We start from the raw sequence: 12,470 nt of genomic DNA, 5'->3' as shown, positions 1-12,470 counted from the left end.
AGTCTCTGGACTGATCGCATTAAGAATCCTGATGTACCGGGTTTTTCTTATTCTGAAACGGCCTAACTTGAGGATTTTGGTGCCGTACACTGTTGAGAGTGATTTCGCCGAAGGCAATCGCGGCGGCAACAGTGCAAGTAAACGTGAGGTACGCAAATGGCTGACAATCTTCTGGAAATGGCGGTACGCCATTTGGGTTCATCGGGTCTGGGCGCACTGGGTAGTGCTCTGGGTTTGCCGGAAGGCAAAAGTGAATCTGCATTCACCACCGGGGCCGCATCGGTACTTGCGGGTATGCTGAACAAGGCCGGCAGCGAGAGCGGTCTCGGCGCTCTGCTGAATATGGCGACCAAGAGCACCAGCATGGACCTGTCGTCGCCGGCGGATATTTTTTCCACACCGGACAAGATGACCAGTCTGCAAGATGTGGGCGGCAGCATGCTGGAATCCCTGTTTGGCGGTAAGCGCGACGGTGTGATCAACGCGGTTGCCGGCGCGCTGGGGCTGAACAGCACCAAGGGCGGCAGCCTGCTGCGCATTGCCGCGCCGGTGATCATGTCGCTGATCGGCAAGCTGGTGAAAAGCAAAGGCCTGAATATGGAGGGCTTGGCAGCGCTGTTGCTGGGGCAGAAGGCGCATGTCAAAGACAAGCTGCCACCGGGGCTACTGCAGGAGCTGGGGGTGAAAAACCTCGATGAACTGGCGGAGCGCACGGTGGTGGAAACCACACCGCGTCAGACTGCGCACACCCGGACACCGCCACCGGTCAAGAAAAGTGGCTGGGGCAAGTGGCTGTGGCCACTGTTGATTGCCCTGGGTGTACTCTGGGCGCTGAACATGTGCGCCAAGAAAGAAAAACTGGATGACGGCACCGGTGGTGTGGTCATGGAACAGGATGAGGTAGTGGTCACCGAGGAGCCGGCAACGACCGACGAACCGGCAGTGGTGGAAGACGATGTGGTGGTGGCCGAGGAGCCAGTCACCAGTGGCGATTTCGGCAAAGACTTCCGCGATTACCTGGCCAATGCCCAGCGCGATCCTAACCGCGAGTTCCCGCTGAATATCGAGTTCCCCACCGACGGCAGCATGCCCAACGCGGCATCACTACCGGACGTGCAGGCGCTGATTACCGTGATGCAGGAAAACCCGGGGCTCTCGATCATGATTGAAGGCCATACAGATAGCGACGGCGATGCCGGGGCCAATCAGAAGTTGTCTGAGTCCCGTGCGCAGGCGGTGATGAAGATGCTGACCGATGCCGGTATCGATGCCACCCGTATCAAGGCGGTGGGCGTGGGCTCTGCCGACCCGGTGGCGAGCAACGACACCGAAGAGGGCAAGCAGAAGAACCGTCGTATCGTGGTGAAGGTGACCTCCTTCGAGTAGAAATGATCGACAGTGAATGCCTGAAAAAGAAAACCCGCGGTTCGCCGCGGGTTTTCTTTTTGCTGGAGCAATAAATTTAATTGCGGTACTTGTCCCGATAAGCGCCGGGTGCGAGACCGGTCCATTTCTTGAAGGCGCGGTTGAAGGCGCTGGGCTCGGAAAAACCCAGGCGCTCGGCAATTTCGGCCACTGCAGTTTCCTGCTGTTTGAGCTGGTACATAGCCATATCCCGGCGCACGGAATCCTTGATGTCCTGCCAACTGTTGCCTTCGTCTTTCAGGCGTCGACGCAGTGTCTGTGGTGAGGTGAACAGGCGCTCGGCCACATCGTCCAGGGACAGGTTCTCGATGCTGTTGTGGCTTTGCAGCATGCGGCGGATGCGGCCGGTAAAACTGTTATCGGACTTGTACTGGCTCAGCAGGCACTCGGGGGCGCGGGCGAGGAATTCGCTCAGCTGCTGGGCGTCGCGCACCAGCGGCATATTCAGATAGCGGGTGCTGAATACCAGGCAGCTTTCCTGCTGGTGAAAGTAGTGCCGGCAGGGAAACATATCGCTGTAGTCTTCATCGTAATCCGGTGGCGGAAAGGCCAAGTGTACCCGCTCCAGCAAAATGGTGCGGTCGATCAACCAGCTGAAAAAGCGCAGCCAGATGACCGCCAGGGATTCGACGAAGTTCTGGTTCGGTAACTGTTTCTGGTTGCCGTGATGGAAAATCAGGCGCGCCTCTTCCCCGTCTTCCACCAGTTTGATGTGCAGGTCGTCACTGACCATGCTGACAAAGCGCCCGGAGCGCAGCAGGGCTCGCCGTAAATTGGGGCAGGTGATGGTGGCGTGGGCCATCATCGCAAAGGTGCCGCGCAGCCAGGGTCGCGCCAGGTAACCGCCGGATTCATCTCCCAGCTGATCCCACAACAGGCGCAACAGAAGGGCCAGTTGCTCGCGGCCAATACGGGCGTCGTTGCGGATGGTGGTGGCGGGTTCGATACCGGCGCTCAGCAACAGCTGGTCGGTGTCGACGCCCGCGGCCTTGGCCCCGGCGAGGTGGGCAAATACCGCGGCTGCCAGAATGCCGGGGTCCTTGTGGCCCGCGTCAGACTGCTCATGGTCGAGGGCTTGGTTTTCTGTCTCCACGGTCACGATTCCCGGCTCCGGTGTCGTTGAGGGGGAGTGCATTGTTATGACGCACCTGAATGGGGGGATTATGCAAAAAGGTGCATAAAAAGTCCCGCTTCCGGGAAATTGGGAAATCAATGTGCTACAAATGGTTTTTCTGTCGCCCGCCAACTGCCAATTGCCAACCTATAAGCTACAGGGAGCGATCATGGACAAAGCCATTACCAGTGCACTCAACCCCACCATCTGCCGGCGTCTGCTGATTACCTATCTGATCGAGCAGTTACCGCGCCCCAACAATCCTGCGCTGGAGGAGGTGACAGGTTGGCCGCGGCGCACGGTGCAGGATGTAATTGCCAAGGGGTTGCCGGGGCACGGCACGCGAGTGGAATTCGTGCAGCAGGGGGTGCGCAACAACGATGGTTATTACGAACTGAAAGACTGGGGTTCGATCGATGGCAGTTGGGTGCGGGCGCACCTGGAAGAGATTGCCGCCGTACTGGAGCTGGCGCCGGAGCGGATTCCGGCGCCCTAGGCTCTTTGGCGTAGCCGTTACTGCGGGGCGGCGGCCTTCTGCAGAATGTCGTTCACTTTCTGTAGTAGCGCTGGATCATTGCGCAGCTGGGTGGCAATGCCCTGGTATTCTTCTTTGCTCAGGCCCGCGCCCTGCACCGCGGCGACCATTTTGGACTGGGCTTCCACGTTGATGGCTTCGGCAGCAGCGGCATCCGCGGCCGCTTTGATCTTGGGGGCGTATTCCTGGCTCAGAGTGACGATGGAGCGGTAGGCATCGGCAAATTTCTTGAGCTGCGCGTCGCTCACAGCGGTTTCTGCAAAGGCACTGGAAACGGCGAGAGCCAGTGCGAGTGCGGCGGAGTAAATGGCGGTCGGCTTCATGAGCACCTCTCGTTATTGAGATCACGCATCTGTGCGGAGTGCACGCCCAGCGTCGATTGAGGGCTACAGAGCCTTGGCGGTGTTGAGGCGCTGTCTGCTTAGGGTAGTTGGTATTCCGGCCCGCTTGAGCCATTTGCCGCCAGTCTGCACCGGCGGCGGTCGTTTTGTGTGGCAGTGCCAACTCACCGTTTGTGCAGCGTCAAAAAAGCCCGAGGAATTTTTTGCGTTTTTTCAGCGAGGCCTCGCAACTATTGAGTTGTCGCTGGTAGCTCTGAGCCCTGGAAGAAACCTTTTGGGCCACATTCTTTAGCCATTTTTTGTTGCGGTAGGTGCGGCGGTTAAAGCCCCCCTGGCCTTCGTGGTAAGCGAGGTACAGGCTGTAGGTGTCGTTGGGCTTGATCCGGCACTGGCGCTGGCTGGTATTGTGGTACCAGCCGACAAAGTCGATAGCATCGGCGAAGTCATCGCGGTCACCGCCGTAGTTACCGGTGGAGCGCTGGTAGCCTTTCCAGGTGGGGCCCAGTGCCTGGGCATAGCCGTACGCATCCGAAGGGCGCGGTCCGGGAATTATCCACAGGATCTTGGTGCGCGGCGGTTTGGCGTCGTGCACAAAGCGGGACTCCTGGTGCAGGGTGGCCATCATGGTCGCAATCGGGGTATTCCATTTGCGCGCAGACTTGGCGGCGTCGTGATACCAGTCGTCTTTCTCGCGAAAGATCTCGCAGATATTGTCGGTATTGCTGGGCGGAGTAGTGGCGCAGCCCGCCATCAACAGCATGGGCAGGGCGAGCAACGCCAGTTTCAGTTTCTTATTCTTATGAATCATCAGCTTCCAAATGATTGTTGCTTAGATTGTTACTTAGATTGTTGCTCAGACTTTTGATTTGATCGTCTTCACGCCATCGGCGGTACCGAGCAGCAGTATGTCGGCGGGGCGTGCCGCAAAGAGGCCATTGGTGACCACACCGGTGATATTGTTGATGGCGTCTTCCAATGCCAGGGGCTTGGCGATCTGCATATTGTGCACGTCGAGAATGACATTGCCATTGTCGGTCGTCACCCCCTCGCGGTACACCGGGTCTCCACCCAGCTTCACCAGCTCGCGGGCAACATAGGAACGCGCCATCGGAATGACTTCGACCGGCAGCGGGAAGTTGCCCAGCACTTCGACCCATTTGCTGCCATCGGCGATACACACAAACTCTTCGGAGCAGGCCGCCACAATCTTCTCGCGGGTGAGCGCGGCGCCGCCGCCCTTGATCAGCTGCAGCAGCGGGTTGGTTTCATCGGCGCCGTCCACGTAGACACGGATGCTGTCCACCGCGTTGAGGTCGTACACGGGAATTCCGTGGGACTTGAGGCGTTCGGCGGAGGCGTCGGAGCTGGCGACGGTGCCGTCAAACAGGCCCTTTTTCTCCGCGAGGAAGTCGATGAAGTAATTGGCGGTAGAGCCGGTTCCGACGCCGACAATGGTGTCGGCATCCAGCATGGGGGTGATGTATTCCACCGCGGCGCGGGCGACGTCCTGTTTCAGTTGATCCTGGTTCATAGCTGGTCCCGTAAGGCTGTCCTGTAAGGAAAATATGCGTCCATGTGCAATTTTTGCCATCAAAATACCCGCTTTCGAATATTTTTTCGCGCAAAAATGGCCTGAAAGTGGCTTTGCTGCTGTATAGCGATTAGACTGGCGGGCTTGCAAACGTCCACCGGCAGTCGGTTTTTGTCATGCCCAAGTCCTATATCAAGCGCATTTTAGACGCGCGTATTTACGATGTCGCCATCGAAACCCCGCTGGAGCCCATGCGCCAGCTTTCACATCGCCTGGGAAACCGCATTCTGCTGAAGCGCGAAGACCTGCAGCCGGTGTTTTCTTTCAAGATTCGCGGCGCCTATAACAAACTGTTGCAGCTGCCTCCGGAGCAGCGCGCCAAGGGTGTGATCTGTGCTTCGGCGGGCAATCACGCCCAGGGCCTGGCCCTGGGCGCCCAGCAACTGGGGGTGCGCGCGACCATCGTCATGCCGTCGACCACACCGGCGATTAAGGTGAATGCGGTGCGCATGCGCGGCGCCGAGGTGGTGCTGCACGGCGATACCTTTGATGAAGCCGCTGCCCGGGCCAGAGAGCTGGTGGAAGAGCGCGGCCTGGTGTTTATCCATCCCTACGACGACCCGGACGTGATCGCCGGCCAGGGTACCGTGGCGATGGAATTGCTGCGCCAGCAGCCCGGCAATCTGGATGCGGTGTTTATCCCGGTGGGCGGCGGCGGCCTGGCGGCCGGTATGGCGGCTTACATCAAATATGTGCGCCCGGAGATCAAGGTTTACGCGGTAGAGCCGGAAGATGCCGCCTGCCTGAAATTGGCCATGGACGAGGGCAACCGCGACGGACGCCTGCCGCAAGTGGGTCTGTTTGCCGATGGTGTGGCCGTGGCGCAGATCGGCGAGGAAACCTACCGGGTGCTGCGCGAGACCCTCGACGGGGTCATCACCGTGACCACCGACGAAATCTGCGCGGCGATCAAGGATATCTTTGAAGATACCCGCTCCATTGCCGAACCCGCCGGTGCCGTGGGCCTCGCCGGGATGAAAAAGTATGTGGAACAGAGCGGCAGTGAAAACGCCACCCTGGCCACGGTATGCAGTGGCGCCAATACCAACTTCGACCGCCTGCGCTATATCAGTGAGCGCACTGAAATCGGCGAGAAGCGCGAGGCGGTATTGGCGGTAACCATTCCGGAGAAGCCCGGTAGCTACCTGCAGTTCTGCCAGGATCTGGGCGATCGCTCCATCACTGAATTCAACTACCGCTATGCCAACAGCGGCGAGGCACACATCTTTGTCGGCATGCAGGTGACCACCGATGCGGATCGCCAGCAGCTGGTTGCGCAATTGCAGGAGGGCGGTTACCGGGTGACCGACCTCACCGACAATGAAATGGCCAAGCTGCATATCCGCCATCTCGTTGGCGGCCGCGCGCCGGGTATCGAGGATGAGGTGGTTTACCGCTTCGAATTCCCCGAGCGCCCCGGGGCACTGCGCAAGTTCCTGGAGCAACTGGCGGGTCGCTGGAATATCACCCTGTTCCACTACCGCAACCACGGCGCGGCCTACGGGCGTGTGCTGGTGGGGCTGGAGGTAGCCGCGGCTGAGCACCCGGCGCTACGGGCCCTGCTGGACCAGCTGCACTACCCCTTCTGGGAAGAAACCGAGAATCCGGCCTACCAGTTCTTCCTTTCCCAGGGGAAATGAACCGGGTGCAGTGGAATATGTGTACCAGTCGTCAGATTTTGCGGTGGGTAGTTCACCCGCGCGGATCTGTCGAACTTGCAATTTCCAAAATGTGAGGTTTCTCTCAAAAAAAAGCGCTTGACGGGTTACTATTTGGCCATCGATCGAGTATCTTTTGACCGGTGATTGGCCCTTGTGGGCCAGCTGAATGCCAACTTGGCATCAGTTTGGCAAGGGTAGTGACGAGGGTGACTGAGCAGCTATGTGAAGGAGGAATTTTTCCTCTGAAGCGGAACTTTTCAACAGCTCCAAGTCTAAATCACCACTGGCGGCGCAGATCGCCAGGTAAAAAAAGAACTCGAACGAATTAAAAACAACAAGAATTCAGATCTAACAGGATGGTCCCCATGAAACCCGATGCATTGACACTCGCTGTAGTTGTCTTTGTTGCGGGCGTACTGCTGAGCAGCAGTGGTCTGACCGAGGTGTTCTCTTCCGACCAGGAAGAGGCCCCGGCGGCGCTGCAGCAGGGAGTGGTTACTCGCTGACCCCTTCGCCCGCAGGCTGAATGCCACAAAAAAAGCCAAACCCGAAAAGGTTTGGCTTTTTTTGTGCCTGCCGTTCGGGGCGCACCCCTTGCGGTCTCGCGAGGCTCAGGTGCAGCGGTATAACTGCTGATCGGTGGCCACCAGCGATAGCGGAATATCCCAGCTCTCCACCGTTAACTGATGTACGCACTGCAGCTGGTGGGCAATGCCCACCAGCTTTGGGCCGCTGCCCGGCCGTAAACGCTTGAAGGCGAAGGTGCGGTCATAGTAACCGGCGCCCATACCCAGGCGCGCCCCGGAGGGATCAAAAGCCACCAGGGGCAGCAGCACCAGGTCCATTTTGTGTGGTGGTCGGACTTTCGCGATGCGGGATGTCTTCCCGGGCGCGATACCTGAGGGCTGGTTGCGGCGAACCAGCGGTTCAGGAATACCGTAGCGGTTGCGATAGCGCAGGGGGCTGCCGGTCCAGTGCAGAAAGGTCATGGTGGAGCGGTTGCCGCGGGGCAGTGCGGGCAGGTAAAAGTGCTTGTCCGGGAAGCGTGCCAGCAGCGGGCGCGGATCGATCTCGCCGTCCATGGGCCAGTAAATGCCGATGTGACGGGCCCGTTTCAGCTCTGGGGACAGTGCCAGGCGTGCGCACAGCCGCTGGCTGGCCAGGCGCTGCTGATATTGGCTCAGGGCGCGTCGCGCAGCGCGAATCTGTCGGCGCAGCTGGGTTTTGACTGTGGGTGCGGGCGTGTCTGACATCGGCGGACGCTGGATGTGCGGCAGTGGAGTTGGCGCACTGCCCGGCGTAAGGAATTAGGAGCCCCGAAGATGCGGCTGATGACATAGCCTTGAACCGTAAGGCTCAAGGTGGGGGTTACCGGAATGCATAAGGCTTTCCGCTACAAGGCGGACTTGCACACCAACATCCGCTGGGAACCTCCAGGGTAGAATTATCGGCTCAGGACATAGTCAACTGGCCAACACTTCAGGGCGAGGGGTAATTATACAACTTGGAAGCTATCTTGGCTAAACGCACTTTCCGTGAAAAATGTGCTTTTTGGCGATAGTCAAGCATCGCGGTTGCGAAGGTCTTATAGAAAGTCGTGTAGCTAGAAAGTCGTGTAGTGGATGGCGGGCGGGGAAGTGCTGCGAGGTAGTTATTAGATAGTTGTTAGATAGTTGCCAGTGACTCGCGACGCAAGAGGCGCCGGGATCAAGCCTGGTCGAATTTGTTGAGCGCCGCCTGGACTTTTTCGTGCAGGCGATCGAGCATTTCCTCTTCCACCGGCTGGCGCGCGAGCCCGGCCTTGGCCTGGATCAGCTCGTGGGCGATATTCAGGGCGGCCATCACCGCAATGCGCTCCGCACCGATCACGGAACCGCTGTTGCGGATTTTAGCCATGCGCTCATTGAGCAGTCGCGCAGACGCCTGCAGACCCGGCTGTTCTTCTTCCGAACAGGCAACGCGATACTCTTTATCGAGAATCGTGACGGCCACTGTGGCGGAATTGTGCGGTTTGCTGCTCATCAGTTTTCTTGGCTCAGGCCTTTCAGTCGGTTGATCATTGTTTCAACGCGGCTGCGGGCCACTTCATTGTTTTTAATCAGCCGTTGGCGCTCCTGCAGCCACTGGCCTTCCTGTTCACGCAGTGTTCGGTTATCTGCGGTCAGCTGCTGGCACTGCTGTATCAGCGAGTCCAGTTTCAATTCTAACGCCTGTAGTTTGTCCATAATGCCTGCGTATTCGGTGCGCCGCTTACCCCTGCGACTTGTTGCGCCGCCGCTCGTCAACGGCGGCCGCTCTTTGCATTGACTGGAATAAAATCCAGCGCCACGACTGCGGGAGCCGGGGGATTCCGCTACTATATTGCCGGTGTAATAGGGGGTCAATTGCCCCGCGTCTTTAGTGTGAACGGGCGCTAGCCATTATTTCGCCAGTTTGGTGAGTTAATCGCACCCCAGCCTTGTTTGCCGGTGTCTCCAGGAGAGTTTATGTCCCCATCAACCCCTTCCGCAGCGTCAGCCAGGGAAATATCCTTTGATGACCTCGCCAACCAGATTGTGGTGGCCGGCGGAAAAATCGGCCCCAGTGAACTGCACGGGCTTATCTGTGGCCTGCTGGCCGCGGGTGCACGCCCGGACAAGTCGCGCTGGCAGAAAGAGCTGGCGGAATTTCTCGACCTGGATGCGGTACCTGCCGACCTGCTGCGGGATGCGCTGCAACTGGTCGAGCGCAGCCAGCAGGACCTTGCGGACAACAATTTTTCATTCCAGCCTCTGCTCAGCAGTAGCGATGAGTTGGCCGAGCGTGGTCAGACCTTGTGCCACTGGTGTGAGGGCTTTCTGCACGGGTTTGGAATCGGCAAGTATGCCGGTGAACTCCTGCCCACCAGCAGCGAGGCTTTGAAAGATCTGGCAGAGATCGCCCAGCTGAATGCCTCTGACCTGGAAAACAATCCCGAGCAGGAGCTGGAGTTATTCGAAGTGCAGGAATATGTGCGTATGGCGGCCCTGAATATCTTTGTGGAATGCAACTCCGCAGCGGATGGCAGCGAGACGCCGGCCGCTGATGCACCCACGTTGCACTGAAGGGGTGCACTAAAGGTGTCAAACTCCCGCCGCCAGCCCAGATATATTTTCAGTTCATGAATATTTCCAAAGCCGAATATGCCCGTCGCCGGCAACGTCTTGTCGATGGGCTGCCACCAAACAGCCTCGCCATAGTGCCGGCAGCGCGTGAGCAATTGCGCTCGCGGGATACCTATTTTCCTTTTCGCCAGGACAGTGACTTTCTGTATCTCAGTGGTTTTGATGAGCCCGAGTCTTTGCTGGTACTGATCCCCGGGCGCGACCAGGGGCAGGCGCTGCTGTTCTGTCGTGAGCGGGATGAGGAAAAGGAAATGTGGGATGGCCCGCGCCTGGGCCCAGAGCGGGCGGCGGAATACTGCGGGCTCTGCGATGCGTTCCCGATCGGTGATCTCGACGATATCTTGCCGGGATTGCTGGAAGGGCGGGACCTGATTTTTTACACCATGGGCCGCTTTCCCCAGCTGGATCGCCGCCTGCAGTCCTACCTCAAATCCATTGACAGCGCGCCGGCGAGCAGTGGCGCGCCGGAAATGGTCAGCCTGGACCCTCTGCTGCACGATTTGCGCCTGTATAAAAGTGCCGCGGAAATCCGCCTGATGGCGCGCGCGGCCGAGATCAGTGCCGAGGGCCACCGCCGCGCCATGCTGCGCTGCAAGCCCGGGTTGTCGGAATATCACCTGGAAGCAGAATTACTGCACGCCTTTACCGCCGCGGGCGCGCGCGAGCCAGCCTATACCAGTATCGTCGGCGGCGGCCGCAATGCACTGGTGATGCACTATTGTGCCAACAATGCACCGCTTAAAAACGGCGACCTGGTATTGATTGATGCCGGCTGTGAATATCGCGGTTATGCAGCGGATATCACCCGCACTTTTCCTGTCAACGGCCGCTTTAGTGGCCCGCAAAAAGCCGTGTACGAAATTGTGCTGGCGAGCCAGCAAGCGGCGATCGAACAGATCGTGGCCGGGAACGACTGGGACCAGCCCCACCGCGCCAGTGTGGAAGTGATTGTGCGCGGGCTCAAGGACCTCGGACTGCTGAAGGGCGATACACACGGGTTGATCGAGTCCGGCGCCTACCGCCGCTTTTATATGCATCGCGTTGGGCACTGGCTGGGGATGGATGTGCACGATGTGGGCGATTACAAAGTCCATGGCCAGTGGCGACAACTGGAAACGGGGATGACCATGACGGTTGAGCCCGGAATATATATCGCTGCGGACGACGATGCGGTGCCGGAAAAATTCCGCGGTATCGGCATCCGTATCGAAGACGATGTGGCACTGATGAAAGATGGCGCCCAGGTCCTGTCTGCGGCGGCGCCCAAAAGTGTCGCCGATATCGAGCACCTGATGAGTACCGGAGATCTGGTGCAGGAGACACTGCTGTGAACGAGTCCCCCGAAGTTATTAACGCTTCCGATCCGCCGAAAACCGATGTGGCGATTGTTGGTGGCGGTATGGCGGGCGCCTGTCTCGCGCTGATGTTGTCACAGCAGTGCCCTGAAATAACGGTTTCCCTGCTGGAACGCCAGCCGCTGCCAGACAGTAATGCCAGCCTGACGCTGCCGAGTTTTGATACCCGTGCAACAGCCATTGCCGCCGGCAGCCTGCAACTGTTTGCCCAGCTTGGTTTGTGGCCGCAATTGCGGGAGTACGCCGCGCCCATTCGCAAAGTGCAGGTCAGCGACCGCGGCCACAGCCTTGGTGCCACCCTGGATGCAAAGGTGGAGGCTGCGGCAAGTTTTGACGGCATGCTCGGCGCGGTGATTGAAAATGCCGCCCTGGGACCTCTGCTTTACCGGGCGCTGGCAGAAACCGACGTGCAAGTACTGGCACCGGCGGAAGTGACCGGAGTGCAGATGTTGCCGGCAGGCGCGCGATTGAGCTGGCACAGCGGTGATAAACCACAGCAATTACAGGCAGGCTTGCTGGTCGTGGCCGACGGTGTTGGCTCGCCGCTGTGTCGCCAGCTGGGGATTGCCTCCTCGGAAGTGGATTATCACCAGCAGGCACTGGTGACTACCGTGGGCCTGCAGCGCGATCACGGCGGCGTGGCTTTCGAGCGCTTCACCGATAGCGGCCCCATGGCACTTCTGCCACTGCCACGCCGGGATGGCACCCACCGGGCCGCGCTGGTATGGACCTGTGAAAATAGCGACAGGGACGCACTGGCGACTTTGTCGGAGGCTGAGTTCGTACAACACCTGCAGCGGGCTTTTGGCTGGCGTGCGGGGCGCATCCTGCGCGCGGGCAAGCTGCAGAGTTATCCGCTGAAGCTGTCGCTGGCGCGGGAGCAGGTCCGTAGGGGCTTGGCGCTGGTGGGCAACTGTGCGCACTTCCTGCACCCGGTGGCAGGCCAGGGGTTCAATCTCACCCTGCGGGACTGCGATGGCCTGGTGCGGGCGATTGCCTCTGGTCGGACACTGGCGGAGCAGGGCACCGGTTGCGGGCAATTCCGCCCCGGCGAGCTAGACTTACTTCAGGCCTACTGGCGCGAACGTCAACATGATCAGCAGCTGACCATCGGTTTCAGTGACCGCATCCCCCCCCTGTTTGCCTCCCGCAACCTGTTGATCAGCGGGGTGCGGCAGGCCGGATTGCTGGGGCTGTCGCTGTTTCCCCCCCTGCGCGCAGGCTTTGCCCGCCAGGCCGCTGGTCTGGCGCTCTGATCCACCCTATAAGTACCTGATTCGGTCAACACGCAATTCAGCGCGGAGA

Annotated in this window: 14 protein-coding genes and 1 other RNA gene; 7 read left to right on the top strand and 8 right to left on the bottom strand. The window is 59.3% G+C overall.

Annotated elements, in window-relative coordinates:
- Positions 1-156: 156 nt before the first annotated feature.
- Entirely contained in the window at positions 157-1,386 is a 1,230-nt protein-coding gene (locus M0G74_RS04075; RefSeq protein WP_160152330.1) for an OmpA family protein, read from the top strand.
- 76 nt (positions 1,387-1,462) lie between these two features.
- Here the strand turns inward: M0G74_RS04075 and M0G74_RS04070 are convergent, their stop codons facing one another.
- Positions 1,463-2,560 (bottom strand): AraC family transcriptional regulator, encoded by a 1,098-nt coding sequence (locus M0G74_RS04070; RefSeq protein WP_248214859.1) that lies wholly within the window; start codon positions 2,558-2,560, stop codon positions 1,463-1,465.
- A 148-nt stretch (positions 2,561-2,708) separates the two neighbouring features.
- Between M0G74_RS04070 and M0G74_RS04065 the strand changes: the two genes are divergently transcribed.
- Complete coding sequence (locus M0G74_RS04065; protein WP_248214857.1) at positions 2,709-3,035, top strand: helix-turn-helix domain-containing protein; 327 nt, start codon at positions 2,709-2,711, stop codon at positions 3,033-3,035.
- A 17-nt stretch (positions 3,036-3,052) separates the two neighbouring features.
- Here M0G74_RS04065 and M0G74_RS04060 read toward each other — a convergent pair whose 3' ends face one another.
- The 3 genes from M0G74_RS04060 to rpiA form a co-directional block, all read right to left on the bottom strand.
- Positions 3,053-3,397 carry a DUF4168 domain-containing protein gene (locus tag M0G74_RS04060; RefSeq protein WP_248214856.1) on the bottom strand — a complete coding sequence of 115 codons (345 nt, stop codon included), beginning with the start codon at positions 3,395-3,397 and terminating at the stop codon, positions 3,053-3,055.
- 199 nt (positions 3,398-3,596) lie between these two features.
- On the bottom strand, positions 3,597-4,223 hold the full coding sequence (locus M0G74_RS04055; protein WP_248214854.1) for a hypothetical protein: 627 nt from the start codon (positions 4,221-4,223) through the stop codon (positions 3,597-3,599).
- Between the two features lie 45 nt (positions 4,224-4,268).
- A complete protein-coding gene (gene rpiA, locus M0G74_RS04050; RefSeq protein ID WP_160152335.1) occupies positions 4,269-4,946 on the bottom strand; it encodes a ribose-5-phosphate isomerase RpiA in 678 nt (225 codons plus the stop codon).
- Between the two features lie 176 nt (positions 4,947-5,122).
- On the opposite strand from rpiA, the gene ilvA reads away from it, so the two are divergent.
- Both ilvA and M0G74_RS04040 read left to right on the top strand, forming a co-directional pair.
- Entirely contained in the window at positions 5,123-6,646 is a 1,524-nt protein-coding gene (gene ilvA, locus M0G74_RS04045) for a threonine ammonia-lyase, biosynthetic (RefSeq protein ID WP_248214851.1), read from the top strand.
- Between the two features lie 386 nt (positions 6,647-7,032).
- Complete coding sequence (locus M0G74_RS04040; RefSeq protein ID WP_201277016.1) at positions 7,033-7,173, top strand: hypothetical protein; 141 nt, start codon at positions 7,033-7,035, stop codon at positions 7,171-7,173.
- A gap of 105 nt (positions 7,174-7,278) precedes the next feature.
- Here M0G74_RS04040 and M0G74_RS04035 read toward each other — a convergent pair whose 3' ends face one another.
- From M0G74_RS04035 to M0G74_RS04020, 4 genes are all read right to left on the bottom strand, one after another.
- Positions 7,279-7,920, bottom strand: a complete 642-nt coding sequence (locus tag M0G74_RS04035) for a 5-formyltetrahydrofolate cyclo-ligase (protein WP_248214850.1) — start codon at positions 7,918-7,920, stop codon at positions 7,279-7,281.
- A gap of 56 nt (positions 7,921-7,976) precedes the next feature.
- Positions 7,977-8,156, bottom strand: a non-coding RNA gene (gene ssrS / locus M0G74_RS04030) — 6S RNA.
- A 218-nt stretch (positions 8,157-8,374) separates the two neighbouring features.
- Positions 8,375-8,689 (bottom strand): cell division protein ZapA, encoded by a 315-nt coding sequence (locus tag M0G74_RS04025; RefSeq protein ID WP_160152338.1) that lies wholly within the window; start codon positions 8,687-8,689, stop codon positions 8,375-8,377.
- Positions 8,689-8,892: a TIGR02449 family protein gene (locus M0G74_RS04020; RefSeq protein ID WP_248214847.1), complete on the bottom strand. Its 204-nt coding sequence runs from the start codon at positions 8,890-8,892 to the stop codon at positions 8,689-8,691. Before M0G74_RS04020 ends, M0G74_RS04025 begins: the two co-directional genes overlap by 1 nt.
- Before the next feature lie 261 nt (positions 8,893-9,153).
- Here M0G74_RS04020 and M0G74_RS04015 point away from each other — a divergent pair, with 261 nt between their 5' ends.
- The 3 genes from M0G74_RS04015 to M0G74_RS04005 are packed head-to-tail and all read left to right on the top strand — an operon-like array spanning position 9,154 to position 12,421.
- The gene (locus M0G74_RS04015) at positions 9,154-9,750 is read left to right on the top strand and encodes a UPF0149 family protein (protein WP_248214845.1); all 597 of its coding nucleotides are present in this window, start codon (positions 9,154-9,156) and stop codon (positions 9,748-9,750) included.
- A gap of 56 nt (positions 9,751-9,806) precedes the next feature.
- Positions 9,807-11,141 (top strand): Xaa-Pro aminopeptidase, encoded by a 1,335-nt coding sequence (pepP, locus tag M0G74_RS04010; protein ID WP_248214843.1) that lies wholly within the window; start codon positions 9,807-9,809, stop codon positions 11,139-11,141.
- Positions 11,138-12,421, top strand: coding sequence for an FAD-dependent monooxygenase (locus M0G74_RS04005; protein ID WP_248214840.1), 1,284 nt, complete (start codon positions 11,138-11,140; stop codon positions 12,419-12,421). Before pepP ends, M0G74_RS04005 begins: the two co-directional genes overlap by 4 nt.
- Positions 12,422-12,470 lie beyond the last annotated feature (49 nt).

It is taken from the genome of Microbulbifer sp. CAU 1566 (assembly GCF_023156515.1).
Lineage (GTDB): Bacteria > Pseudomonadota > Gammaproteobacteria > Pseudomonadales > Cellvibrionaceae > Microbulbifer.
This window is presented reverse-complemented; position numbering and strand designations above follow the sequence as displayed.